This is a genomic window from Nocardia sp. NPDC003979 (assembly GCF_053605015.1).
The window spans coordinates 35,001-60,659 of sequence record NZ_JBSGIJ010000028.1 but is presented as its reverse complement, the minus strand read 5'-3'; the positions used below and the strand labels follow the sequence as shown (position 1 = coordinate 60,659).

At 67.8% G+C, this 25,659-nt stretch carries 23 protein-coding genes and 1 pseudogene; 11 read left to right on the top strand and 13 right to left on the bottom strand.

Annotation, left to right across the window (positions count from 1 at the left end; all coding sequences use genetic code 11):
* Nucleotides 1-165: 165 nt before the first annotated feature.
* Complete coding sequence (locus ACWEVR_RS31715; protein WP_452469899.1) at nucleotides 166-1,161, bottom strand: acrylyl-CoA reductase family protein; 996 nt, start codon at nucleotides 1,159-1,161, stop codon at nucleotides 166-168.
* 67 nt (nucleotides 1,162-1,228) lie between these two features.
* Complete coding sequence (locus tag ACWEVR_RS31710; RefSeq protein WP_452469898.1) at nucleotides 1,229-2,302, bottom strand: DNA polymerase IV; 1,074 nt, start codon at nucleotides 2,300-2,302, stop codon at nucleotides 1,229-1,231.
* Between the two features lie 77 nt (nucleotides 2,303-2,379).
* On the opposite strand from ACWEVR_RS31710, the gene ACWEVR_RS31705 reads away from it, so the two are divergent.
* The gene (locus tag ACWEVR_RS31705; protein ID WP_452469897.1) at nucleotides 2,380-2,943 is read left to right on the top strand and encodes a TetR/AcrR family transcriptional regulator; all 564 of its coding nucleotides are present in this window, start codon (nucleotides 2,380-2,382) and stop codon (nucleotides 2,941-2,943) included.
* A 36-nt stretch (nucleotides 2,944-2,979) separates the two neighbouring features.
* Nucleotides 2,980-3,408, top strand: a pseudogene (locus ACWEVR_RS31700) (PaaI family thioesterase); the annotation flags it as partial.
* A gap of 179 nt (nucleotides 3,409-3,587) precedes the next feature.
* Here the strand turns inward: ACWEVR_RS31700 and lon are convergent.
* From lon to ACWEVR_RS31680, 4 genes are all read right to left on the bottom strand, one after another.
* Nucleotides 3,588-6,068: an endopeptidase La gene (lon, locus tag ACWEVR_RS31695; RefSeq protein WP_452469896.1), complete on the bottom strand. Its 2,481-nt coding sequence runs from the start codon at nucleotides 6,066-6,068 to the stop codon at nucleotides 3,588-3,590.
* A gap of 168 nt (nucleotides 6,069-6,236) precedes the next feature.
* Nucleotides 6,237-7,298, bottom strand: coding sequence for a DUF3068 domain-containing protein (locus ACWEVR_RS31690; protein WP_452469895.1), 1,062 nt, complete (start codon nucleotides 7,296-7,298; stop codon nucleotides 6,237-6,239).
* Complete coding sequence (locus tag ACWEVR_RS31685; RefSeq protein WP_084457534.1) at nucleotides 7,295-7,465, bottom strand: DUF2613 domain-containing protein; 171 nt, start codon at nucleotides 7,463-7,465, stop codon at nucleotides 7,295-7,297. The genes ACWEVR_RS31690 and ACWEVR_RS31685 overlap by 4 nt, the downstream gene beginning before the upstream one ends.
* Nucleotides 7,466-7,494: 29 nt before the next feature.
* Nucleotides 7,495-8,271, bottom strand: a complete 777-nt coding sequence (locus tag ACWEVR_RS31680; protein WP_067497329.1) for an Rv1157c family protein — start codon at nucleotides 8,269-8,271, stop codon at nucleotides 7,495-7,497.
* Between the two features lie 92 nt (nucleotides 8,272-8,363).
* On the opposite strand from ACWEVR_RS31680, the gene ACWEVR_RS31675 reads away from it, so the two are divergent.
* A complete protein-coding gene (locus tag ACWEVR_RS31675) occupies nucleotides 8,364-8,984 on the top strand; it encodes a TetR/AcrR family transcriptional regulator (RefSeq protein WP_452469894.1) in 621 nt (206 codons plus the stop codon).
* 301 nt (nucleotides 8,985-9,285) lie between these two features.
* On the opposite strand, the gene ACWEVR_RS31670 is transcribed toward ACWEVR_RS31675, so the two are convergent.
* Nucleotides 9,286-11,025, bottom strand: coding sequence for a protein kinase domain-containing protein (locus ACWEVR_RS31670; protein WP_452469893.1), 1,740 nt, complete (start codon nucleotides 11,023-11,025; stop codon nucleotides 9,286-9,288).
* A 37-nt stretch (nucleotides 11,026-11,062) separates the two neighbouring features.
* Nucleotides 11,063-14,023: a helix-turn-helix transcriptional regulator gene (locus ACWEVR_RS31665; RefSeq protein ID WP_452469892.1), complete on the bottom strand. Its 2,961-nt coding sequence runs from the start codon at nucleotides 14,021-14,023 to the stop codon at nucleotides 11,063-11,065.
* A gap of 121 nt (nucleotides 14,024-14,144) precedes the next feature.
* Here ACWEVR_RS31665 and ACWEVR_RS31660 point away from each other — a divergent pair, with 121 nt between their 5' ends.
* Together ACWEVR_RS31660 and ACWEVR_RS31655 are read left to right on the top strand one after the other, a co-directional pair.
* Entirely contained in the window at nucleotides 14,145-14,480 is a 336-nt protein-coding gene (locus ACWEVR_RS31660; protein WP_357150766.1) for a hypothetical protein, read from the top strand.
* On the top strand, nucleotides 14,477-14,989 hold the full coding sequence (locus ACWEVR_RS31655; RefSeq protein ID WP_452469891.1) for a YceI family protein: 513 nt from the start codon (nucleotides 14,477-14,479) through the stop codon (nucleotides 14,987-14,989). The genes ACWEVR_RS31660 and ACWEVR_RS31655 overlap by 4 nt, the downstream gene beginning before the upstream one ends.
* Here the strand turns inward: ACWEVR_RS31655 and ACWEVR_RS31650 are convergent.
* Nucleotides 14,975-15,862: a hypothetical protein gene (locus ACWEVR_RS31650; RefSeq protein WP_452469890.1), complete on the bottom strand. Its 888-nt coding sequence runs from the start codon at nucleotides 15,860-15,862 to the stop codon at nucleotides 14,975-14,977. The two genes, ACWEVR_RS31655 and ACWEVR_RS31650, sit on opposite strands and share 15 nt — an antisense overlap.
* A 3-nt stretch (nucleotides 15,863-15,865) precedes the next feature.
* On the bottom strand, nucleotides 15,866-16,732 hold the full coding sequence (locus ACWEVR_RS31645) for a 3-hydroxyacyl-CoA dehydrogenase family protein (RefSeq protein ID WP_452469889.1): 867 nt from the start codon (nucleotides 16,730-16,732) through the stop codon (nucleotides 15,866-15,868).
* A 206-nt stretch (nucleotides 16,733-16,938) separates the two neighbouring features.
* Here ACWEVR_RS31645 and ACWEVR_RS31640 point away from each other — a divergent pair, with 206 nt between their 5' ends.
* From ACWEVR_RS31640 to ACWEVR_RS31615, 6 genes are all read left to right on the top strand, one after another.
* Nucleotides 16,939-18,294, top strand: coding sequence for a hypothetical protein (locus tag ACWEVR_RS31640; protein ID WP_452469888.1), 1,356 nt, complete (start codon nucleotides 16,939-16,941; stop codon nucleotides 18,292-18,294).
* Between the two features lie 102 nt (nucleotides 18,295-18,396).
* Nucleotides 18,397-19,188, top strand: a complete 792-nt coding sequence (locus tag ACWEVR_RS31635) for a TIGR03084 family metal-binding protein (protein ID WP_452469887.1) — start codon at nucleotides 18,397-18,399, stop codon at nucleotides 19,186-19,188.
* 319 nt (nucleotides 19,189-19,507) lie between these two features.
* Nucleotides 19,508-20,143 (top strand): hypothetical protein, encoded by a 636-nt coding sequence (locus ACWEVR_RS31630; RefSeq protein ID WP_452469886.1) that lies wholly within the window; start codon nucleotides 19,508-19,510, stop codon nucleotides 20,141-20,143.
* Nucleotides 20,140-21,363 (top strand): L-2-hydroxyglutarate oxidase, encoded by a 1,224-nt coding sequence (lhgO, locus tag ACWEVR_RS31625; RefSeq protein WP_452469885.1) that lies wholly within the window; start codon nucleotides 20,140-20,142, stop codon nucleotides 21,361-21,363. The genes ACWEVR_RS31630 and lhgO overlap by 4 nt, the downstream gene beginning before the upstream one ends.
* Nucleotides 21,364-21,386: 23 nt before the next feature.
* Nucleotides 21,387-21,863: an SRPBCC family protein gene (locus ACWEVR_RS31620; RefSeq protein ID WP_452469884.1), complete on the top strand. Its 477-nt coding sequence runs from the start codon at nucleotides 21,387-21,389 to the stop codon at nucleotides 21,861-21,863.
* A gap of 10 nt (nucleotides 21,864-21,873) precedes the next feature.
* The gene (locus tag ACWEVR_RS31615; RefSeq protein ID WP_067644290.1) at nucleotides 21,874-22,410 is read left to right on the top strand and encodes a ribonuclease H family protein; all 537 of its coding nucleotides are present in this window, start codon (nucleotides 21,874-21,876) and stop codon (nucleotides 22,408-22,410) included.
* A gap of 82 nt (nucleotides 22,411-22,492) precedes the next feature.
* Here the strand turns inward: ACWEVR_RS31615 and ACWEVR_RS31610 are convergent, their stop codons facing one another.
* From ACWEVR_RS31610 to ACWEVR_RS31600, 3 genes are all read right to left on the bottom strand, one after another.
* Nucleotides 22,493-23,260: a hypothetical protein gene (locus tag ACWEVR_RS31610; protein ID WP_452469883.1), complete on the bottom strand. Its 768-nt coding sequence runs from the start codon at nucleotides 23,258-23,260 to the stop codon at nucleotides 22,493-22,495.
* A 128-nt stretch (nucleotides 23,261-23,388) separates the two neighbouring features.
* Complete coding sequence (locus ACWEVR_RS31605; RefSeq protein WP_439266928.1) at nucleotides 23,389-24,567, bottom strand: MlaD family protein; 1,179 nt, start codon at nucleotides 24,565-24,567, stop codon at nucleotides 23,389-23,391.
* Nucleotides 24,564-25,655, bottom strand: coding sequence for an MCE family protein (locus ACWEVR_RS31600; protein ID WP_067643948.1), 1,092 nt, complete (start codon nucleotides 25,653-25,655; stop codon nucleotides 24,564-24,566). Before ACWEVR_RS31600 ends, ACWEVR_RS31605 begins: the two co-directional genes overlap by 4 nt.
* Nucleotides 25,656-25,659 lie beyond the last annotated feature (4 nt).

The following is a 25,659-nucleotide window of genomic DNA, read 5'->3' as shown; positions in this document are numbered from 1 at the left end:
AACAGCGCTCGAAGCGCATGCGCGAAGCGCGAGTCTCGAGCGCTGTTCGCGCGGCCCCCCAGGGGCCGCGCTCGAGCGCGCCAGCGCTCCAAAAAACACAGCCCAATACCTTTATGGTGCACAAAACACCAAGGCAGTGCCGCGCCCCAACTAGCGCCCCCGACGTCAGAACTCGCCTGCGACCCCGATCACCGTGCGACCGGAGTGCGCACCCTCCTTGATCGACTGCAGGACGTTACCCACTTCGCTGATCGGAGCGAACGACTCCAGCGACGAAAGATGCTGAGGCCGAAGCTCTTTACCGAGCGCAGCCCACAGAGCACGCCGCTTCTCGATAGGCAGGAACACCGAGTCGATACCCAGCAGACTCACCCCACGCAGGATGAACGGCAGCACCGTGGCCGGCAGGTCGGAGCCACCGGTGAGACCACTGGCCGCGACCGCGCCGCCGTAACCGATGGAGCTCAGGACGAACGCGAGGGACTTGCCACCGACGCTGTCGACCGCGGCCGCCCAGTTCGCCTTGTTCAGCGGGCGCGGCTTGGCCTCGGGGTCGAGGGGAAGACGACCGATCACCTCGTTGGCGCCGAGTTCGGCGAGCAGGTCGCCCGCATCGGTCTTGCCGGTGGAGGCGATCACCTCGAAGCCGAGGCCGGACAGGATGTCGATGGCGACGGTGCCGACGCCACCGGTGGCGCCGGTGACGAGCACCGCGCCGTCGTCGGGGGTGAGGCCGTGGTCGAGCAGGGCCTGCACGCTCATCGCGGCGGTGAAGCCCGCGGTGCCGATGGTCGCGGCGTCGCGGGTGTCGAGGCCGTCGAGTTTCACCACCCATTCGGCGGGCACCCTGGTGTATTCGGCGAAGCCGCCGTTGCGGGCGACGCCGAGGTCGTAGCCGTGCGCGATCACCTGGTCACCGACGGCGAAGTCCTCGGACTCCGAGGCGGTCACCTCGCCGGTGAGGTCGATGCCGGGGACGATCGGGTAGTTGCGGACGACCCCGCCGCGCGGCGTGATCGCCAGCAGGTCTTTGTAGTTCGCACTCGAGTAGTGGATCTTGATCGTCACATCGCCGGTGCCGAGGAAGTCGTCCCCTACCTCCTCCCGACCGAGCACGATCCCACCATCCGACTCACGGGCCACCATCGCGGAGAAGTTCATGAGCCGAGCATACGAGTCATCCACCCGTCCAGCGACGAATCAAATCCTGGACATTCGACCACCACGCTCACTCGTCCAGCGGCAGGAGTTCGAGGCGGACGCCGAGGAGGCGGACGGGGCGGTCGAGCTCGAAGCGGTCGATGACGGCCAGGGCCGTGTCGACGATGGTGGCGATGTCGGTGGTCGGCTGGGGGAGTTTGCGCTGCTTGCTGCGGGTGTAGAAGGTTTTGGTTCGCACGGTGACCGAGACGCGGGTGCTCACGCGGTGATGGGCGAGCATCTCCTCGGCGACCTCGGTGGCGATGCGGGCGACTTCGCGCCGGATTTCGTCGGGGTCGGTGAGGTCGTGCGGGAAGGTCTCGGACTTACTGCGGCCGACCGGGATTCGCGGGGTTGTGGTCAGTTCGGTGTCGCCCTTCCCGTGGCCGAGGACCCACAGGTACGGGCCGGTGTTGGGGCCGAACTCAACGGCGAGGCGTTGGCGGTCGGCGGCCATGAGGTCGGCGACGGTGGCGATGTCGAGTTCGGCCAGGCGTTTGGCGATGCGTGCCCCGACACCCCAGAGCGCATCGGTGGGGCGGTGGCCCATGAGTTCGGTCCAGTTCGCGGCGGTGAGCTGGAAAATACCCCCGGCGGCACCTCGGTCGTGTTCGGGTTCGGCGGATGTCTTGCCGGCGGATTTGGCGAAACCGGTGGCCAATTTGGCGGTGAGCTTGTTGTCCCCGATGCCGACGGAGCAGGTCAGGTCCAGTTCGGTGACAGCACTCCGGATTTCGGCGGCGAGCTGCCAGGGGTCACCGTCGGTGGCGACGAAGGCCTCGTCCATGCCCCACACCTCCACCGCACCGGCCACGCGGGCGAGCGTGGCCATGATCTCCGCGGAGGCGGCCTCGTAGGTCGCCATGTCCAGCGGCAGGAACACGCCTGCGGGACATTTGCGCTGCGCGGCTCTCAGCGGCATCCCCGCGCGCACGCCGAAAGCCCTGGCCGGATAGGAAGCGCAGGTCACCACCTTGCGGGGCTGGGAAGGGTCGCCCTCACCGCCCACGATGACGGGCTGTCCGCGCAGCTCGGGACGGCGCCGGAATTCCACCGCCGCCTGGAACTGGTCGAGATCGACATGCAGGAGCCACTGGGGCACTGTTCCGTTCTAGCGCATCACCGCCGCGAGGGAGCCCAGCTCTTGCGCACGGCGCAGAACAGAACTAAATTCTGGCCATGAAGATCCGAGATCGGTTGTTGCTCGCCGCGGAGCGGCAGTTCGCCGAACACGGTGTCCTCGATGCCACGCTCAACGACATCCGCGCCGCCGCCGAAGCCAGCGTCGGCGCGCTCTACCACCACTTCCCCGACAAGGCCGACCTGTACCGGCAGGTCTGGGTCAATGCGCTCACCGACTATCAACAGCATTTCTACGCCGTTGTCGCCGACTGTGCCGACGCCGAGACCGGCGTCGTCGCGGGCGTGCACGCGCATCTGCGCTGGGTGCAGGAAAACCAGTACCGCGCAACCGTTCTCACCGCCGCACGCCCGCCGGGTGTGCGCGAGAGCGAGCGCAATCTGGAGTTCTTCACCTCGGTCCGCCGCTGGTGGCGGACCCATGTCGCGTACGGCACGGTGCGCGACCTCGAACTCGACCTCGTCTACGCCCTGTGGCTCGGGGCGGCACAGGAATACAGCCGCCAATGGCTTGGTGGCAATATCCGTACCGCGCCAACCGATGTCGCTCCCGAACTCGCCGCAGCCGCTTGGGCGACCCTGCGGGTCGAGGGCGCCGAATAGTCACCGAGCACCGCCACTCGAAGAACGGAACACCCGATGCCGACCGAAGCCACCTCCCTCGACCTCGACCTGGCCCGGCAGGTACTCGCCGCGCAACCCTTCGCTCGTCTCGTCGGTACCGAACTGACCGAATTCGGCGACGGCGCAGCCACATTGGTGATCGAGATCCAGCCCGAGCACGGCCAGCAGTTCGGTTTCGTGCACGGTGGGGTGCTCGCCTACGCCGCCGACAACGCACTCACCTTCGCCGCCGGAACCGTACTCGGCCCCAATGTCCTCACCGGCGGCTTCACCATCACCTACCTGCGTCCCGCCAAGGGGGAGCGGCTGCGCGTGCACGCCACCGTGCTCGGCGCCACCCGCCGCCAGGCCGTCACCCACTGCGACGTCTACGCCGAGACCGAGGGCGAGGAACCGATCCACTGCGCCGTGGCCCAGGGCACGACCCGCCGCGTCGAGAAGGACCTCACCCCCACGGCCGAAACGGACGAGGACACCGAATTCGAGGACGACGAGGACGAGTACGAGACCGACCAGCTCACCGTCGTCACCGCCGACATGGCCGAGCTACCACCGACCGTCAGCCGGTAACCCGGCGCACGAAAAGGGGGGCCGTGCGCGAATGCACGGCCCCCCTTTTTCGATCAGGCGCTGACGGCGAACGTACCGTCGGCGGCCGGTTCGGCGATGGGCTCGATGGCGTAGGCCAGGATGTCGGCCACGTCGGCGACGGGGCGCACGTCCAGGGCCTCGAGCACCTCGGCGGGCACCTCGTCCAGGTCCGGTTCGTTGCGGGCCGGGATGAAGACCGTCTTCAGGCCGGCTCGCTGCGCGGCGAGCAGCTTCTGCTTCACGCCGCCGATCGGCAGCACCCGGCCGTTGAGGGTGACCTCGCCGGTCATCCCCACATCGGCACGCACCTGACGATCCAGCGCCAACGACACCAGGGCGGTGACCATGGTGACACCCGCCGACGGACCGTCCTTGGGGACCGCGCCCGCCGGGAAGTGGATGTGGATGTTGCGGTCGAGCACCTTCGGCTCGATCCCGATCTCCTCCAGGTGCGAACGCACGTAGGTGAGGGCGATCTGCGCCGACTCCTTCATCACGTCACCCAACTGGCCGGTGAGGGTGAGCGAACGCTCGCCCTCGGCGGCATTGGCCTCGATGTAGAGGACATCGCCACCGGCGCCGGTCACCGCGAGGCCCGTCGCCACTCCGGGGACGGCGGTGCGTTCCACCGAGTCCGGGGTGAAGCGTGGGCGGCCGAGGTAGTCGGTCAAGTTGTCCACATCGATCACCAGGCTCTGCGCCTGGCCTGCCGGCTGCGGACCGGTGCTGATGTCGATGACATTGTCGTAGCCGAGTTCGGGGTCGTACCCGAGCGTCGCCTCGCCGTCCGTCGCAGCGCTGACCTGCGCCTTGTCCGTGGACGCCGCACTGCTCGGCTCCGCATCACCGGTCACCAGGCGGGTTGCCGCCTTGCGCAGGGCTTTCGCGACCAAACGCTCCATCTGGCGAACCCCGGCCTCCCGGGTGTAGTTCGCCGCGACCTCCCGCAGCGCCTCTTCGGTGATCGAGACCTCCTGCGCCGTCAGCGCATTGCGCTCCAACTGCCGCGGGACGAGGAAGTCGCGCGCGATGGCCACCTTGTCGGCCTCGGTGTAGCCGTCGACCGTGATGAGTTCCATGCGGTCGAGCAGCGGGCCGGGGATGGTGTCCATGACGTTGGCGGTCGCGATGAACAGCACGTTGGACAGGTCGAGGTCCAGGTCGAGGTAGTGATCGCGGAAGGTGTGGTTCTGCGCGGGGTCGAGCACCTCGAGCAGCGCCGCCGCCGGATCACCGCGGAAGTCGGAGCCGACCTTGTCGATCTCGTCCAGCAGGACAACGGGATTCATAGACCCCGCCTCCTTCACCGCGCGCACGATGCGGCCCGGCATGGCACCGACGTAGGTGCGCCGGTGGCCACGGATCTCGGCCTCGTCGCGCACACCACCGAGGGCGACGCGAACGAACTTGCGGCCCAAGGCCTTCGCGACCGACTCACCGAGCGAGGTCTTACCGACACCGGGCGGGCCGACGAGCACCATCACCGCACCCGAGCCGCGGCCACCGACGACCTCGAGCCCACGCGCCGCGCGACGCGAACGCACCGCGAGGTACTCGACCATGCGGTCCTTCACCTCGTCGAGCCCGTGGTGATCGGCGTCGAGGATCGCGCGGGCACCCGAAACATCGGTGTTGTCCTCGGTTTTCACCGTCCACGGCAGGTCGAGGACGGTGTCGAGCCAGGTGCGGATCCAGCCCGACTCGGGGCTCTGGTCGCTGGCGCGTTCGAGCCTGCCGACCTCGCGCAGCGCCTCGGCACGCACGTTCTCGGGCAGGTCGGCGTTCTCCACGCGGGTGCGGTAGTCGTCGGCGCCATCGGGTTCGTCCTCGCCGAGTTCCTTGCGAATGGCGTTGAGCTGCTGGCGGAGCAGGAATTCGCGCTGGCTCTTCTCCATGCCGTCGCGCACTTCTTCGCTGATCTTCTCGGTGACCTCGACCTCGGCGATATGCGCCTTGATCCACTCGATCTGCTTGGTCAGCCGCTGCGCGACATCAGGGGTCTCGAGCAGTTCGCGCTTCTGCTCGTTGGACAGGTACGGCGCGTAACCGGCTGTGTCGGAGATGGTTTCAGGGTTGTCGAGCTGGTTGACGATGTCGATGATCTGCCAGGCCTCACGGCGCTGCAGGACGGCGATCACCAGCTTGCGGTACTCGGCGGCGAGTTCGGTGGTCCGTTCGTCGGGCGCGGGCGCCTCGACGGGTTCGGCCTCGACCCACAGCGCAGCACCCGGCCCGGTGACACCGTGCCCGATCCGCGCCCGGCGCTCGGCCTTGAGCACGGCCGCGGGCGCGCCACCGCGCATCCGGCCGATCTGTTCGATGGTGGCGACCACGCCGTAGGAGGCGTAGCCCTCGTCCAGCCGCGGCGCCACGAGCACGGCGCCGGTCTTGCCTGCCTGCGCGGCGTCGATGGCGGCCTGCGCGGACTCGTCCAGTTCGATGGGCACGACCATGCCCGGCAGCACGATCGGATCGGTCAGGAACAGAACCGGCAGGTTCTGAGCTGTAGTCATATCGACCCTTCCAAAAGTTGAGCTTTGCTGACTCAACTACAGAAGATCGCACTTTGTTCCGACCTCGGCAACCGTTCACTCACGGCGAACGAAACGCCGAACGCCCCCGGCTCCCGAGGGGTAGGTGGGAGCCGAGGGCGTTCGTGCGTTGATGGTGTTTCGAGGGTTCTAGAGGTTGCGCCGGAGCCTTTCGGTCGGAGGATCAATCGTGCGGCCACGGCTGCTCAACACACCGAGGACGATGCCCGCGATCACGAAGATCGCGCCGAGGATGCCGAGGATCACCGGCAGGGTCTTACCGAAGAGGTCGAGCTTGTCGAGGCTCTCCTGGGTGACGGCGAGCTGGGCGTCGATGGTCTCCTCGTCGAAGACCAGGTGCGACTTCAGCACGGTGACGTCGACCTTGTCCGCGCTGCGGCCGTAGAACATGTGGATGCTCTCACCACCCTTGAGGACGGCTCCGGTCCTCGGCTCCACCCACACGTCGCGGGTGTTGGTGTAGTAGCGGGTCATGGTGACCGGATCGGTGCCCTCGAGGCCCCACTTGGCGGCGGGCAGGGCGAGCTGATACGAGGGGTGCTTGACGACGTCCCACATGTTCGTCACCGGGATGGTCTGCCGGAAGTGGTAAACCGGCACGCCCTTGATCTCCGACTCCTCGACGAAATCGATGTCGTAGGTGGCGCGGGCGTTGAGGTCGAAGTACGGGTACGACTTCTTCTCGGTGCCGATCGGGAAGCGGTACTGCAGGCCACGACGCTGCAACTCGGTGGGAATGTCGCCGCCCGACTTGGGGTCCTGAGCCACGGCGATCGACCCGTTGGGCGAGGCGTCGATCGGCTCGCCGGTGACGCGGTCGATGGTGACGCGGTCGACCGAGGCGGTGAGCAGGCCGGCTTGCGGATCGAGGTCGTCGCGACGCAGCGTCTGACCGGCCTGGACGGTCATCTGATCGGCGTCCGAGGGCTCCTCGACCGTCAGGAAGCGCTGCGAGAAGAGCGGCACATTGGTGTGCACCGTCGCCGCACCCTCGGGCGAGGTGAGCGACTTCGCGTCGAGCACGAGGCTTTCCTCGCCGGGGACGCTCTTGGCGATGGTGGTGATCCGCAGGTCCAGTGGCGTCTTGGCCACCTTGCCGACGGTGTAGGTGGGAATCATGGCGGCGCACGCGAGCAGCAGCGCACCGAGACCGACGAGGATGCAGGCGATGATCCTGCGCACGTTGCTCATCGGCTGCCGTACGTGACGTTACCGAGCAGCGACGAACCCGGATCACCGGTCGTCTCCGGCTCGGGAATCGAATTCTGTTGCGCGCCAGCGGTGATGCCCAACACGGCAATCACCCCGAGAATCGCGCCCGCTAGCCCGCTGATCAGGCCGGGGACGGCAAACTTCATAGATCGAACTCCAATTGCGTTGTGCCGGTTCAGGCGACGGAGAAGAACCCGATGGTCGGGGCGAACGAGCAGGTCCGGTTACCGTCGGCGGTTTCGGTGGTGAGCGAGCCGGTGACGACCGCGACGACCCGTCCCGCACCGGTGTCGGCGATGGCCGAGAGGGTGGCGGGGCCGTCGGGGTTGATGCCCGCCGCGTTGGTGAGCACCTGGGTGCCGGTGCGGCGGTTGTCCAGGTTGACCCACTGCACGGTCATCGGCGGGTTCTGCTCGACCGTGGGGGTTTTGGTGCCGAGCGCGGTGAACACGAAGCCGGTCTGGCCCGCGCCCGGTCCGGGCGGGGGCAGTTCGGCCGGTCCGGGGACCGCGAGCGCGGTACCGACCGAATCGGAGGTGGGGCCGATGCAGCCCTTGCCGATGGTCGGGTACAGGAACTGCGCGATGCGCGGGCCGTCCGCGGGCGGCAACTCGGGGCCGCCACCGCCGCTGCCGTCGAGGAACTTGATGATCCGCTCGAGGGTCGACTTGACCTGCGCGGGGATGCCGGGGGTCGCCAGCAGCAGGCGCGCCTGGGCCAGGATCGCGGCCTGTCCGCCGTCGGCGATGAGGCCGGGGCCGGAGATGGCGCCTACGATCGTCGGTGCCAGCGCTGCCAGCGTCTCGGAGGGCACGTTCTCCGCGATGGCGGGAACGCTCTGCTGCGCCGCGTGCTGCGGTGCGGCCAGGGTTGGCGTGGGCGCCACGAGTACAGCACTCGCCGCTAGTACGAAAGCAGACACTGCGGTCCGCGATCCTCGGGTGCTCAGCACTGGTCGGCCGTCCTTCGTTCGGTGGATAAATGGAGCGACCCGGAATTCACAGGAATGTCTGTGTTATCCGGAGTTTCAGATACTTTGGAGAGGTGACTACAGCGGACAGACGGTATGGGGGTCGTACGGTCGTCGCGCGTAAAGCCGAGCGCCGACAGCGGTTCCTGGAAGCAGCGACGCGAATCTTCGCCGAACGCGGGTACGCCACGTGCTCGCTTGCCGAGGTGTGCGCGGCCGCCGGGCTGTCCAAGCGGCAGTTCTACGAGGAGTTCGAGACCCGCGAAGACGTGCTGGTCGCGGCCTACGACCGCATCCAGGACGACGCCGCCGCGGCGGTTGCCGCCGCGCTGGCCGAACTCACCACGCCGAACGATCCCAAACTCGCGCTGCACGCGGGGTTCGGCGCGTACCTCGAATCGCTCGGCTCCGACCCGTACCGGGCCCAGGTCGCGCTGATCGAGGTGGTCGGGGTGAGCGATCGGATGGAGAACCACCGACGCTCGCGCAGACACGCGTGGTCGGTACTCATCGGTTCGGCGCTCGTGGATATCGGTTTGCGCCTGCGTGGCGACGCCGAACTCACCACCGCCCTGCTCACCGGTGCGGTGACGGGAGTCGCTCACGAGTGGCTGTTGCGCGAGTCCCGGCCGCCGGTCAGCGAACTGGTGGATCTGCTGACCGGTGCCGCCTTGGCACTTGTCGATTTCGATTGATTCGCGCGCAGCCGACGAGAGGGTGGCAAATACGTGCGCCTGCCGCCTACTCAATCAACTCCCTTTCCGGACATTGTGAGACCGAACGGCTTCACAGTGTGGGACGAGAGTCTGGCACAGGAGTGACTCAGGTCGCAACGGCAGAATTTCTGAGACGGGTATCACCTGTGCGTTTGTAGATTGTCACTATCGCGATATCGGCCATTCGAGGACGTCCGACAGGGCCTCAGGTTACTGGTCAGTCGCCCGATTAGGGGCGCGTTCGGCGGACTTCTGGCAATTGAACAGCAACCTGTTCTACCTACTTCTTGTGCAGGGTGCCCGCGATGGAACCGCCGAACACTCCCGGCGTGCTGTACCGAAGGGTGCCGTCCGGCTGACGGGTGACGGTGGAGGTGTTGCCGTCGTCGACGCAGTCGCCGTGGGTATCGCCCGTGAGGCGAGCGCGGAAGACGAGGCGGTCGGCGGTCGCCTGGGTGAGCGTCTCGGCCCGTTCGCAGCGCGTCTGCGAGATCTGGCCCGTATTGGACGCCGTGGCCAGCTCCTGGCCGACCTCGCCCGGACGGATGGTCAGCACGATGTCGAAGGTGACGAGGCCGTCGGCAGCCTGTCCGGTCCAGGTGCCGATGAAGGAATCCGGGACGGTCGATATCGATCGGTTGCTGGTCTCGGTGCCGGTCGGCGGCGTGCCCGGTGGGATCGTCAGCGTGGCGGTGCCCGATTGATCGCCGAGCCGGATGCCGATCAACGAGGCCATGACGGCCGCGACGACCGCTGTCACGGAGACGGCCGCGATCAGAAGGGTGCGGGTTCGGGTGCGATGAGGGGCGTTCCTCGGTGACGCGGCGTGCCCATGCGGCGCCGAGGTGTGCCCGCTAGGTGGTCCGGTATGCCCGCCCGGTGGCGAGGTATGACCGCCCGGTGGGAAGGTGTGCCCGCCCGGTGGCGAGGTATGACCGCCCGGTGGGAAGGTGTGCCCGCCCGGGGGCTGGGCGTGGTGACCCGGGGGCGGCGCGTGGCCGCCTTGCGTCGTTGTCCGTGCGTCCGGAGGCGGGTACGACACGGTCTGCGGTCGACCGGGCGTGGTGATGCCCGCGAGGGCAGTCGGGTCCGTGCGGTGGCTCGGGGGAACCGCTGTGGGGCGGGCGCCTGGGTCGGTGTCGAGGTCGAGCAGTCGCACCGCGCGCATGCTCACGTCCTGCATGACCAGGGGTGGGAGCCAGCCCGCGCCGTCGGGGGCGCCGATCTTCCTCAGCTCGGCAAGCGCCTGTTGTGGAGTCGGGCGGTCGGCGGGGTTCTTGGCCAGGCACGCTTCGATCAGCGGCCGGAAGCTCGGTGGCACGGCGTCGAGGCTCGGCTGCTCGTAGACGATGCGGTAGAGCAGTTGCACCATGTCGGCCGCGCCGAACGGGCCGTGCCCGCAGGCGGCGAAGGTCAGGACGCCGCCGAGGGCGAAGACATCGCAGGCGGGACCGAGCGGTTCGCCGGTGATCTGTTCGGGACACATGAAACCCGGTGAGCCGATGACTCTTCCGGTGGTGGTGAGCGCCGTGTCCTCCGTGGCGCGGGCGATACCGAAGTCGATCACCTTGGGGCCGTCGACGGCGAGCAGCACGTTCGACGGTTTCAGGTCGCGATGCACGATGCCGACCGAATGTACCGCGACCAGCGCCTCGGCCAGACCGTGCGCGAGGGCGAGCAAGGAACGCTCGGGGAAAGGGCCGTACTCGGTGACGGCGTCCGACAGGGAGATACCGGCCACGTAACCCGTTGCCAGCCAGGGTGGATGAGCGTCGACTTCGGCGTCCAGGACGGGTGCGGTGAAAGCGCCTGCCACGCGCCGGGCGGCCGCGACCTCCCGGCGGAACCTCGCGCGCAGTTCCGGATCGCCGAGCAGGTCCGGCCGGATCACCTTCACCGCCACCGTGCGACCACCGGAATTACGGCCCAGATACACCTTGCCCATACCGCCCGCACCGAGGACACCGAGTAGCCGGTAGTCCCCGATCCGGCGCGGGTCGTCGGCGTTCAACGGCTGCATCGCGTGAGGTCCCCTTCGAACGAACTACCTCGCGAGGTTATCCGGAATGCGGGCGCTCGGCGGGGCGGCGAGGGATCTCGGTGCGGGTGGTGATGCCGAGTTTGGCGAGGATATGTCGGACGTGCGTTTCGACGGTCCGCTCGGAAAGCACCAGGCGATGGGCGATCTCACGGTTGGTCGCGCCCGCCGCGACGAGGTCGTGTACCTCCCGTTCGCGGGCGGTCAAAGGGTCGGCGATGCGGGTAGCGGCGGTGATCGCGGCGAGCAGGTCGTCGGCTTGCCGCAGGCGATGGGGCATCCGGAGACGCCGGAATGCGGTGGCGGCCTGCTCGGCGGCTGCGCGAGCCGAGGAGAGGTCGGTGATGCGGTCCGCGCCGGGGCTGGTGTGGGCGGCACGCGGGCCGGCGGGCCGGCCACCACCGTTCAGGTCGGCGGAGGAGGCGGCGGTGGGATCGGCACGCGGGCCGGTGGCGCGCCCGGCAAGAGGGTCGGCGTCGTCGCTCCGGGCGGGGTCGCTGGGAACGCTGGTGGCGCGGGCCAGGTGGGTGCGGGCAAGACCGAGGTGGCCGAGGGCGATGAAGGGGTGGGCGCCTATTTCGGTGTCCATGGTGAGGCCGAGGCGGTAGAGGTCGATGGCGGCGTTCAGGTGGCCTGCCACCCTGGCGTTGTCGGCGCGGACGCGGGCCAGGGAGCCGACGCAGATCAGGGCGCCCGTGCCGTCGGCGGCGTAGTTGTGCTCGCGGCCTGCCAGGACACGGTAGACCCGGTCGGCGGTGTCGGCGTCGTCGAGCAGTTCGGCTACCAGGCCGACCGAGTACACCGTTCCGTTCCAGCGTGGACCGATCCCGAGCGTGTCGGGGAGCGAGCGGAACGGTTCGAACAGTGCGCGTGCCTCGTCGAGGTCGCCTGCCAAGGCGTGCATCATCGGGGAGAACAGTTGTGCGATGGGTATTTTCGGGGCGAAGGCCAGCGCGGCGACGGCTTCGTTCATGGCGGTGCGGTCGACGTGGCCGACGATCACCGCGTGCATTCCCCGGAAGGCGTGGTGCAGCCCGGCGAGGGAATAGTCACCGATGCCGAGGGCCAATTCATAGGCGGCGGCATCGAATTCGAGCGCCGCGTCGAGTTCGCCGACCAGGGCCGCGCGGGTGGCGCGCAAGCGCAGCAGGTGCCAGCGGGCCACCGGGAGTTTGCGGCGGTCGGCCAGGAGTTCGATGTGGTCGAGGGCATTGTCGAAGGCGGGGAGGTCGCCGCGTTGCAGGGCGGCGTCGGCTGTCCACACATATCCCCAGAGCTGCGCCAGTGGTTGTTCGGCATCGACCGCGATCTCGATCGCGCGGGCGGCCAGTGCCGTTCTCTCGTCGAGGTATTCGGTGGTGGCAAGCGAGAGGTGGCGGGCATGGATGACGTCGAGTGCGACGTCGGGATCGGTGGAACCCTCGGCGGCGCGCATGGCCTGCTCCGACAGGCGTCTGGCCTCGGCACCCGCACCGCGATCGGCCGCCGACAGTGCTCGTTGGGCAAGTATCCGGGCGATCAGGTCGGCGTGCTCGGCGGGATCCAACTGCTGTAAGGCTCTGCCACACAGGTGATCCAGCTGTGTCATGACGGTCGGCGTCGTGACGCCGTGGACGACGAGACCCGCTTCGGCGAGCAGATCGGGGCGGCCCACCTGCTCGGCCAGGTCGCTCGCCCGCACGCAATGCTCGAGGCTGTCGGTGATCCGTCCGTCCGCGAACTCGTCGCGCGCGAGGTCGATCAGCAACTCGGCCCGCTCCTCGGCAGCCGACCCCGCCGCGTCGATGGCCCACTGCCCGAACCGAATCGCCTCCGCATATGCTGCCGCCGCGCGAGCGGACCGCGCCGCCACCCGCGACCAGTACAGACACGACGAAGACTCCCCGCATCCACTCGCCTGCCGCCAATGCGTCGCGATCAGTCCCGCAAGCCCGTCCCCGCAGCCCTCGGCCAAGGTGACCGCCGCCGCCCGATGCAGCACCGCCCGGCGCGACGGCGTCAGATCGGCATACACCGCATCCCGGATCAACGCGTGCGCGAACCCGGTCGCCCCCTCGGCGAAACGGCGCACGATTCCCGCCGCCGTCGCCGCGTCGAGCGCCCGCAGCACCCGCTCCCGCACAGACTCCGCGCAGGTCGACTCGTACACGCGGACAAGGAGATCCACGTCTATGCGTTCGCCGAGGACGCTAGCGGTGCCGAGGATGTCGATCTGTTCGGGGGAGAGGTGATCGAGACGGGTGAGGACGAGGCGGCGGAAGCCGGGGACCTCGATCAACGGATCGCCGGAGCGGGCGGGGTCGGAGTCGATGACCAGGCGGACCAGGAGGGGATTTCCGTCGGTGCGCTCGTGGACGCGGGAAGCGTATTCCGCAGGGAGGTGGTGGCATTCGAGCCAGTAGCGGACCTCGGGCTCGGAAAGGGCTGGGACGGAAAGGAAGTGGGCGTGGGGAAGGCGTAGCCAGTCGGGCTGGACGGCGAGGAGGTTGTCGCCCGCGGGTTCGCGGGCGGTGGCGACGATGAGCAGTCCGGTGCGCTCGGTCTGGGCGGCGACGTGGCCGAGCAGGGCGAGCGAGGTGGGATCGGCCCAGTGCAGGTCCTCGAGGATCAGCAGCAGACCGGGGCCCGAGGACGCGGCGGTGAGGACGTCGGCGACCTCGGCGAACATCCGGAACCGGCGTTCGGCCGCGGCGCCCGGCTCGGCGACCGTGTCCAGCGCGGCGGCCAGGCCGGGCACGGAACGGGCCGCGCGCCGCCACAACCACAGCGGCGGCATACCCGCGTCGTCGACGGCATTGCCGCGCGCCACCGGCATATCCGCTTCGGCGGCGAGCTCGGCCGCCCGGTCGGCCAGCCACGATTTGCCGATCCCGGCGGGCCCGCTCACCAGCACGAAACGACCCGAACCCGACTGTGCGGTCAGCACCGCGGCCCGCAACCGGGCGAGCTCCTCGTGCCGCCCGACGACCGGAGTCTGCATCGTCCCAGTATCCGCGCATCGGCCGAAGTTCAGTACCGCGAATACGTACCGGCACTGATCCGCGCGAGCCCGCCCGCAGCGATCCTGAGATCACCACGTCATCGCAGGTCAGGAGCACATCATGTACGCACACCTCGTCTGGTTCGACCGTCCGCGCGGCGCCGCGGAACTGGCGGCCGCCGACTTCGCCGCCACCCACCGCATCCAGCCCGCCGTCGCCACCGTGCCCGGCCTGCTCGACTTCTACGAATTGCGCCGCGACGACGGATCGGGGCTGGTGATCGGCATCGCCGAAACCGAGGCCGCCATCCACGCCGTGCGCGCGGCCATCCTCGCCACCGAACTGCTGCCGGGTGAGGATCCGGCCCTGCTGCCCGGCCCCGACCGGGTGGAGATCTACCCGGTCCACGTGCACCGCGACCGGGCGACCATCTACGCCGAAGGAGCACGGTCGTGAACCCGATCATGACGGCCACCGATTGGGTGGCCGATACCGAACACAGCACCGCCGCCTTCCGGGTTGGCCATTTCGGCCGCCACGTCCGTGGCGAGGCGCCGGTGATGGCAGGCCTGCTCACGCTGGCGCCGGACGGCCGACCGGTCACCGCCACCGGCGTGATCGACCTCGCCGCGATCGACACCGGCCATCCCCGGCGCGACCGTGACCTGGCCAAACCACGCCTGCTCGACCTGGACCGTCACCCACGGATGACATTCACCGCCGAGGACATCACCGCCGAGGACGGCCGGTGGCGCGTGGCCGGGGTCGCCTCGGCGCGCGGACGGACCGTGCCGCTGATCTTCACCGTCGACGCCTTCGACGTCACCGACACGACCGTCACCGTCACTGCCACCACGGTCCTCGACCGCGTCCAGCTCGGTCTGCGCGCGCCGTCGCTGCTGATCGGGCGGTGGATCGACATCACCGTCCGGGTGGTGTTGCGCCCCGCGCTACAGGTCGGCTAGGGCGAGACCGGTGAGCGGGTTACCGATGCGGACCAATTCGGTGTCGGTGCCCGCGCCCAGGTCGACCAGGCGGATCGAGCCGCCGAGATCGCTCACATAGAAATGGGCGTCGAACCCGGCCAACCCGATGGCCTCCCGATACCCGCGCGACAAGATATTCGGCCGGCCCACGTCGGGTTGGACAAGAGCCTCGTTGAGCGAGTTGCCGTCGGGTTCGGCGCCGCGATCGGTCCACATCAGGGTGTGGGTGCCGCGCAGTTCCAGATCGATCGGCTCCGGCAATCCCGCCCACAGCATCTCGATATCGGTGCGGGCGGCCGGGTCCATGCCGGCGGGCAGGTCGATCGGGGCGCGAAAGATCCGGCCCTCGCCCGCGTCGGGAGAGCCTTTCTGCGACCAGTAGACGAGGCGGCGATCGGTGTCGAGGCAAATACCTACGCACCAATTGGTCTGCAGCTGTGCGTCGTCGCCAGCGATGACGAGTGGTCGCAGGTCGTCACCGTTGAGGTCGCAGGTGAGCACCGACATGCCTTCGCGGTCACACCAATACAACCGGCCCGCTTCGAAATCGGCGGTGAGCTGTTTGCCCGTGGTGAACGACCCGGGCGCGAGGACGGTCGTGCGATTGCCGCCGTCGAGGTCGACTCGTTCGAGAGAACCGTTGCGGGAGAAGAACTCCGGTTCGATCCCCGGCCGACCGCCGGGATCGGGGCGGCCCATGTTGGTCCAGTAGATATGGCCGCGCAGCTGGTCGACGACGATGCCGTCCGGTGTCTGATCGAGCCCGCTCACCAGCGTGCGGACCTCGCTGCCGTCGAGTGAGACGGCGAGGACGGCACCGGCGGCGAGATCGAGGGCCAGCAACTCGGTCACCGCTCAGCCCTGCTTCGGGTAGTCGTCGTAGAAACCCGCCCCGGATTTCACGCCGAGTTTGCCCGCGTCGACATACTTGCGCAGCACCGTGATCGGGCCCTCGGGCAGATTCGGGTTCTCTTTCCGATAGTGCTCCTCGATATCGAGCACCACATCGAGTCCGACCTGATCCATCATCCGGAACGGTCCCGCCTTGGTCCCGAAATTCAGGACGAACATCTGATCGATGTCCTCGGGCACCGAGACGCCCTCGGCGACCACCTCGAGTGCTTCGCGTTTGATCGCGGCCCAGATGCGATTGAAGATGAAACCGGTGCTCTCCTTGCGGCACAGGAAGGGGTGCAAGCCGTATTCGGGGAAGGTGCGCAGCACGAAATCGAGCACCTCTTGCGAGGTGTGCCCGTTCGACATCACATCGAGTGCCGTGGACGCGGGCGGCATGTAGAAGTGCGTGTTCAGCATGCGGTCGCGGGTCTCGCAGTCCTCGGTGAACAAGCGGCTGGCGTACGAGGACGAGTTCGAGGCGACGATCGCGTCGGCGTCGGCCTGCGTGTCGAGCTGGGCGAACACCTTCTTCTTCAGGTCGAGGATCTCGGGCACGGCCTCGACGACCAGCCAGGCGCCGCGCACCGCACTCGCCTGGTCCTGGATGTACTCCACCGAACCCGGCGACCCACTCGTCACCGACGCGGCAACGGTGGGCAATTGTTCGCGCACGTACTCCACCGCCTCGGCACCGGCCTGTGCGGTCGGGTCGACGATGTGGACCTTGCCGCCCCGGGTGGCGAACATCAGCGCGATCCGCCTGCCGAGCGTGCCCGCGCCGATCACGGCGACCGGACGATTCAGATGATCCTGCGGAACACTCACGGTGACTCCCTCTACACAGGTGGTGGTGGGAAGAACTCGTCGTCAAGCGCGGATCAAGCCTATCGCCAACCGGCTGCCGGATGGTTGCTGCGCCGCTGACGGGGGGTGTTCAGTTCGTTGACACCCCGTCATGACCGGTCAGAATGTGGTTGCCTTATTCTCACGTTCTTCACGAAATTCGCGCGTCAGCTCTAGGGGGCTCCTCGATGACCACACTGGCCTCCGGACTCTTCATCGATTGGGAAGAGCTCACCGGCCAGTCGAAATTCGTGGTCGATCTCGTGAGCTTCCCGATCTTCAGCGCCCTGGCCGGCTGGCTCACCAACTGGACCGGCGTGCTGATGCTCTTCTGGCCCTTGCATTTCAAGGGTTTCCGGGTGCCGATGCTGCACATCCTCTACCCGTACCTGCCCCGCCGGGTGCAGGTGCTTCCGACGTTCTCCGGCGACGGGCGGATGCTCGGTTTCCAGGGCTTCATTCCCGCGCGCGCCGAGAAGATGGCGAGCATCTGCGTGGACAAGGCGCTGATGCGCATCGGCAGCCCGCGCGACTTCATCCACGAACTCGACCTCGACGGCATCGGCGACTACCTGGCCGAACATGCCCGTCCCCAGGTGCAGTCGATCGTCGACGAGATCATGTACCGGGAGAACCCCGACCTGTGGCGCTCGCTGCCCCGGCAGATGAAGCAGGCGGTCTATCAGCGGGTGGACCGGCAGCTGCCGACCTTGTCGCGGCGCGCGTTCGAGAGCCTCGGCGACAATATCGATCAGTTGCTGGACGTGAAGAACTTCGTGATCCGGTACCTGGAGAAGAACCCGCAGATCCTCAAGGACCTCACCACGACCATCGCCGCGCCGGAGCTGAAGTTCATGGCGCGCATCGGTCTGCTCGGTGCGCCCTTCGGCCTGATCCTCGCGCTGTACCTGCACGTGCACTCGCAGATCCCGTATTGGGGCGCCATCCCGGCCTGGGTGATCGTGCTGTTCGCCTCGGCGATGATCGGCGTGACGGTGAACGTCATCGCCATCAAGATGGTGTTCGAGCCGGGCGACCCGCAGCCGCGGTACAAGTACCTGTGGCGCCAGGCGTTGCTGGCCAAGCGCCAGCCGCAGGCAGCGACCGACCTGGCCCACATCCTGGCCTACCAGGTGCTCACGGTGGAAAACCTGTCCAACGAGTTGCTCGATGGACCGAACGGGGACAAGACGCGCCAGCTCATCGAGCGGGTGGTGTCGGAGGAGATCCACCGTCAGCTGGGGCCGACCGCGTTCATGGTGCGCGCGGCGATGGGCAAGAAGCAGTTCGAGAACCTCGCCGTCTCGGGTGCGGGGGCCGGGCTGAGCATGGCGCCGGGCATGGTCGAGGACGAGCAGTTCGTGCGGGAGCAGGCCAAGAAGATCGATGACTTCGCGGCCCGCAAGTTGCGCACGCTCACGCCTGGCGAATTCATGGAGATGTTCTACGCGTCGGTGGAGCAGGACGCCTGGTTGCTGTACCTGCACGGTGGGGCGCTCGGGATCGCCGTCGGGGCGATTCACCTGCTCATCTTCGGCTGGTAGGCAATAACAAGCACGCGTGCTTGCATTTTTGTGGTGGCGCTGCGATTCTGGTGACGACGGCGCACCCGACCGGTGGCGCGACGCTTCGCCCCAAGGAACCACATGGCTGACCTCGCAGCGCTGCTCGACGATTTCGCCGCCGAATGCGCGGACCTGGAGAAACTCGTCGCCCCGCTCGCCCCCGAACAGTGGCAGACCCCCACACCGGCTCCCGGCTGGGACATCGCCACCCAGATCGCCCACCTGACCTGGACCGACGAGGTGTCCGTCCTGGCCGCCACCGACAACGCGGCGTTCACCGAACTGCTCACCGAGGCCGCCGCGAAGATGTTCACCTTCGTCGACGAGGCCGCCGAGGAACTGGCCAAGACTCCGCCCGCCGACCTGCTGCCCCGCTGGCGCGCGGGCCGCGAACAGCTCATCGCCGCCCTGGCCGCCGTCCCGCCCGGCACCAAACTGCCCTGGTTCGGCCCGCCCATGAGTGCCGCCTCGATGATCTCGGCCCGCATCATGGAAACCTGGGCGCACGGTCAGGACGTGGCCGACGCACTCGGCGTCACCCGAACCCCCACCCACCGCCTGCGCACCGTCGCCCACATCAGCGTGCGAGCCAGGAACTACGCCTACACCGTCCACGGCGAATCCGGCCCGGCCGACGAATTCCGCGTAGAACTCACCGCCCCCGACGGCACCCTCTGGACCTGGGGCCCCGAAGACGCGAAACAAAAAGTATCGGGCCCAGCCCTCGACTTCTGCCTGGTAGCCACCCAGCGCCGCCACCGCGAAGACACCGCCCTCACCACCGAGGGCCCCGACGCCGACCACTGGCTCACCATCGCCCAAGCCTTCGCGGGTCCTCCTGGCCCGGGCCGGGAACCCAACCAGTTCAGCTGAGCGGGTACAGGCGAGCGTCTTTCCCTGAGCGCCATTCTTGACTGCCCCGGACGACGTTGGCCGGGGTAGGCCCGTGGCAGTCGTGAATGACGCTCGCCTGCACTCCCGGAGTACCCCGTGCGACGTGAGGAAAACAACCACGCCGTCGACACGCGCGCCGACCAGGTGCGATACACGCACGTTTCAGATGTGACCCTGATCTCAGCGTCAGGGGTGCTAACTCCAGCTAGCACCGGCGTAACGTGGGGATCAGCGCGTGGCTTTCAACGATGCGAGCACAGCGCTCGGGTAGATCCACACCCACCGGGAGGACTGCATCGTGACCGCACATCGACCTGCACAGATCGCGCGGCTGTCCGCGACGGTGGCCGCCGGGGCCGCCAGCCTCTGCCTCACCGTGGCCGCGGGTGCCTACATCGTCAACAACATGCCCCAGCTCGTGCCGCCGCACGACGACCCGACCCCCGCCGACGTCGCCGACCCGGGGCAACACCACCGGGCCGACGACTCCGTCCGCGCCGTCGCCGACGAGGTGGTCGAACTGGCCTGGACCACCGAACGCTTCGTCCCCGAGGCAGGCCGGGCACCGGCCGTCAAGCACCAGACCGCCACTGCCGCGACACCGCAGAGCAACCAGGCACTGGACGGCAGGGCACTGGAGGGCCGACTCCGCATCGGCACCACCTATGTCGGCGCCCAGGCCGCGACGCCGCGCACCGACATCGTCAGCTTCACCGTCGATACGAACGCGCTGAACAAGGCGGGCAAGTATCTCGGCATCACCACCGAGCCGGTGGGGGTCACCTCACTGCACACCGAGGTCGACACCCGCAAGGGCGCGGTGGAATTCGTGCTCTCGGACCCCACGCTCGGCCAGCACACCGTGCGCATCGAAGCGCCCGGCGACCAGCCCGGATCCGAGACCGTCGAAGAGCCGACTACCGTCGGCGTGTGATTTCCGGCGGTACCCAGGACGGGGTGTACGACTTCTGCGTGATCGGTGGCGGCATCGTCGGTGTCGCCACCGCGCATCGCCTGCTGAGCGCCTACCCCGGCGCGAGCCTGGTGCTGATCGAGAAGGAACACTCGCTCGGCGCCCATCAGACCGGGCACAACAGCGGCGTGATCCACTCCGGCATCTACTATCCGCCCGACAGCCTCAAGGCCCGGTTGTGCCGCGCGGGCGCGCAGTGGACCAAGGAGTTCGCCGCCGCCAACGACATTCCGTTCGAGGTGTGCGGAAAGCTGCTGGTGGCAACCGATGCCACCGAACACGCCCGGATGCTCGATCTCTTCGAGCGCTCCATCGCCAACGGTGTGGAGGTGGAGGCCATCGATGCCGCGGAACTGTCCCGCCGTGAACCCGGAATTCGTGGTGTCGGCGCGCTTTTCGTGCCCGCCACCGGCATCATCGACTATGCGAAGGTCACCGCCGCGCTGGCCGCGCAGGTACAGGACATGGGTGGCCGGATCCTGCTCGGCACGACCGTCGAGTCGATCGTCGAAACAGACTCGGCTGTCACGGTTTCCGGCCATGGTGGTGCGGTCGTCGCGAAGACTCTCGTGGTCTGCGCCGGTCTACAGGCCGATCGCCTGGCCCGAATGGCGGGGATCCGCAACGACTTCCGCATCGTGCCGTTCCGGGGCGAGTACTACCGCCTGCCCGCCGAACGTGCCGGACTGGTACGGACTCTGATCTATCCGGTGCCCGATCCGGCCCTGCCGTTCCTCGGCGTGCACCTGAGCCCGACCATCGACGGCGACCTGACCGTCGGCCCCAACGCGGTACTCGGGCTGGCCAGGGAGGGCTACCGCAAGGGCAGCGTGAACGGGCGCGACGCCCTCGACGTGCTGCGCTTCCCCGGCGTGCACCGGGTGGCCCGCACCCACCTGCGCACCGGCGTGCGCGAGTTGCGCAACTCGCTGTTCAAGCGCGGCTACCTGGCCGAATGCCGCCGATACTGCCCGGAACTCGACACCGCCGACCTGCTGCCCCATCGCGCGGGCATCCGGGCCCAGGCCGTCCTGCACGACGGCACCCTCGTGCACGATTTTCTGATCGAGCGCACACCACGGTCCATCCACGTGCTCAACGCGCCCTCACCCGCCGCCACCTCGGCCATGCCGATCGCCCGATACCTGGTGGATCAGATCCAGCTTCCAGCAAATAAATAGGATTCTTGTAGTATTTTTGGCCTGTGGGCCACATCAGGTACGCGAGCGACGTCGGCGCGCCCACCGACGCGGCCTTCGCCTATACGGAGAATCTCCAGCATCTCGCACACTGGATGGCTGGCGTCACCTCCGTCACCGCACAGGGCGCGGCACCGGCACAGGGGCTCGGCGCGAGCTGTTCGCTGAAAGTTCGCCTGGGCGGAGTGATCCCGATGACACTCACCTGCGAGATCACCGAATACCGGCGCGGCGCGGTGATCGGGTATACCCTGCGGGGGCGGGTATACGGAACCGTGACACTACGGTTCGACCCACTCGGCTACGAACGGTCGGTACTGACCGCCGAAGCCGGCTATCCACCACCACGCGGTGCGTTCGGCCGCATGTGCCAGGGCCTCGTCGACGCGGCCGCGAGATCGGCACTGCGCCGCACAGAATCGCGGTTGCGAAGGGAGATAGAGGCATTCCACGGTACCGATCTTGTCGGCCGCATCGCCTAGGGTGGCGGTCATGATCATCGTGAGCACCGACGGGTCCTGCCTGCGCAATCCCGGTGGTGCCATCGGCTGGGCCTGGGTGAATCATCAAGGACCGGTGGCCAGCGGGGGAGCGGCCAGCGGAACCAACCAGATCGCGGAACTACGCGCGGTCCTCGAAGCCATCCTCGCCCACCCCGGCACCGAACCGATGCTCATCGAGAGCGACTCCCAATACGCCATCAAATGCGCCTCGGAATGGATCGGCAGCTGGCGGCGCAACGGCTGGCGCACCTCCACCGGCGGCGCGGTGAAGAACGTCGAGATCATCAAGCAGATCGACCGCGCCATCACCACCCGCGAAGGGCCCGTGCGATTCCGCTGGGTCCGCGGGCACGTGGGCAACTACTTCAACGAGCAGGCCGACAAACTGGCGGGCATCGCCGCACGCGACGCCGCGGCACACGGCCACGAACACGCCGCCACACCCGTTGCCACCCGAACCACCCAGCCGCGGACCACGGGGAAGCCGGTCGCGCCGACAGCGTCGGGAACACTCACCCTGTTCTGACGCGGCGCGACCGGAGTGTGTCCGCAACCGACAGTGCCTCCGGCGGAATCACTTCCGCCGGAGGCACTGTCGTACTAGCGAATCAATTGCCGGGCGCCGGAGCAGGCGTCTCCGGTGCGGGCTGCTGCGGAGCCCCTCCCGGCACGCCACCCATCAGGCCGCCACCGTTCTTGAGCACCGGCGACTCCATCTTGCTCACCAGCCACTTGTCGCCCTCGCGGTCGAGGGTCATCTCGATGGCGATGTTCATCGGCTCGCTCTCGGGAGCGGCCGCATTGGAGGTGTACTGCGCCAGCGTCACCATGGCCTTGGCCTGGTTTTCGCCGCCGCTGAGATACGCGCACTGGATGTCCTCGCCGCGCGACTTCACCTGACGCTCGACCATCAGGCCCTTGAGCATGTCACCGGCCTGGGTGAACTGCTCGTTGATGTCGCCGGTGGCACCCGAGCGCATGTCCTCGAAGTACTGGTCGATGTTGTTCGAGTAGTCGTAGTTGGTGGCCACCCGGCCGTAGGCGCAGGCCGCCTTGGTCGACTCCTCGATGGCGTCGAGCTTGTCGCCCCGGTCGCTGCTCTGCAGGAAGAACACCACCGCGGCGGTGATCGCGCCGACCGCGACAACACCCGTACCCGCCGCGACCAGCCAGCCGACCGGGCGTTCGGCCCCGGACGACGCGGCGGGCTCCGCGGGGGCCGCTGCCGCCGTGGCGGCGGGCTCGGCCGCCTTCGGCGTCTCGGACTCGGCCTTGTCGAGCTTCACCGTCTCGTCGGCGGTGGTCTCGGTAGCGGCCGATTCGGGCTTTTCCGCCGGGGTAGCGTCCTTCTTGCTCTCGGCGTCGTCGCTGGTCATCTAGATCAATCCTGCTCTTTCCCGGCACACACTCGCACCGACTTCGTTCGTTGGCCCGTGAGGCGGGCCACAGTGTCCCCCGCCGAGTATGCCCGGTCCTACGCCGGAGCGTAGGACCGGGCATGGTCTCACTTGGCCGGAATCGGGGTCCGTTCGTTCGGATCCACACCCGCCGGCATCTGCGCGCCGTTGTCGGGCACATTCGGGCGCGGCGCATTGGCCGAACCACGGATCTGCAGGTCAGCGGGCGGGTTGATGCAGTAGTTCCACTTCGGGATCGACCCGTCCTGCACCTCTTCGTTGCGCCGGTACTCGGTGTTGTAGTTACACGTCGGGCGCGGCCAGATATCGATGATGGTGTGGAACTCACCGTCGTGGGCGGGAACCGCGATGGACCCGAGGCCCTGCGCAAGCGAAGGGAACAGCATCCGGAGGGCCGGCTGACGCAACTGTGCCGCCCGGGTGATCGCGACGAAGTTCGCCGCGAGCCCGCTGATCGGATCGGCGGTCTTGTCCAGCACCGCGCCGAGCGCCTCGAACTGTGCCGGCGCGTTGTCGAGCACCGCCTGCAGCTCGGCATTGGCGTTGTTGAACTGCGTCAGCAACGAGCCCGAGTTGCGGGTCAGGGTCTGCAGATCCGGCTGGGCGTTGGAGGTGGTGTCGGCGATCACCCGCAGGTTGGCGATGAGATTCACCGTCTGTGGCAGCAGGTTGTGCAGACCCGCCACCGCGAGACTCGTGCCGTTGATCAGGCCGCGCAGCCGATCCGGGCCCGCGCCGAGCGCGATGTCGAGTTCGGCGAGGATGGTCTTGAACTGCTGCGGATTCACCGAGCCGATCAGCGCGCTAGTATCGTCGAGCACCGCCCACACGGGGACGGGCGTCTTGATCTGCTCCGGGTTGTACTCGATAACCGCGCCGTCGCGCAGGAACGGGCCCGCGTCGCTGTTGGGCCGGAAGTCGATGTACTGCTCACCGGCCGCCGACAGCGCCGCCACCTGGATCATGGTGTCGACGGGGATCTTGTAGCTCTTGTCGATCACGGCCTTGACCGCGATGGCCTGGCCCTCGTCGATCAGGTCCACCGTGTCGATCTTGCCGATCCGGTGTCCGCGCAGCGTCACGTCGTTGCCCGGCTGTAGGCCACCGGAGCGGTCGAGCGTCACAGTGACGTCGTACTCCGACCGCAGCGGGTTCACCCGCATCACATTGACCAGCAGGTAGCTGGCACCGATGATCAGCACCACGACCAGCGCGGAGTTCGCGAGCACGATCTTGCTGCTGAAGAACTTCTTGACCCTGTTCATCGGTGGCCTCCCACTCGGCCCTGAACGATCTGCAGCACCTGGATGAAGCTGCCGACGAAGTCGTTCACGTCCTTCATATCGGGGAACTTGCTGTTGGCCGGGTCGGTCAGCAGGCCGACATCGAGGTTCGTCAGCGTCGCGTACGGTGCGAGCGACTTGCCGAGGAAGGTCTGGGTGACCTTCGGCTTGATGTCGATCAGCTGATCCATGACGTAACCGAAGCTGTCGCCGGAGGCCGCGAGGGCGTTCATCAGGTTGTCGAGGTTGGTGAGCAGCTCGGAGAGCTGGTCACCGGTGGTGTTGGCGTAGTCGCCGATCGCGGCGCTTGCCGTGGACACCTTGGTGAGCAGGTCACCGATGGCCCGGTTGTTCTCGGCGATCGCGCCGATGGCCTGCGGCAGGGTGTCGGCCACCTGACCGAGCTGGGCCTTGTTGGCCTCGATGGTGTTGGCGAGGGTGTTGAACTCTGAGAGCACCGAGTCGACCCGGGCGCTGTTGTTGTTCAATTCGCCGATCACACCGGTCATCTGGGTGATGAGGTGCGCCAGGTTGCCGCCCTGGCCGTTGAGGATGGACCCGAGTTCGGTGCCGAGCCGGCTGAGGCTGGCCACACCGCCGCCGTTGAACAGCATCGACACCGAGATCAGCAGTTCCTCGACGGTGGCGCCCGCGGAGGTGAACTCCTGGGTGAGAGTGTCGCCCTCGGCCAGGTTGCCGCCGGTGCCGGTGTTGTTCTTCGGCCGGTTCAGGGCGATGAACACGTCACCGAGAGGCGTCGCCTGACGCAGCTCGGCGGTGCTGCCCTTGGGCAGGTCGATGTCGGAGCGGATCTGCAGGTCCACCACGGCCGTGAAGTTCTTGGTCTTGATCGAGGACACCACCCCGACATCGGAACCACCGATCTTCACCTTGGCCTGGTCGGGCAGGTTCAGCGCGTTGTCGAACTCGGCGTGGATGGTGTAGGTGTCGCCTTCGGCGCCCGGCTTGGGCAGCGGCAGGTCTTCCACGGTGAAACCGCAACCGGTGGTGATGGTCACGGTGGCAAGCGCGGTGGCCGCGAGCAGGGTGCGGCGGAGCTTGTTCGTCATGGGT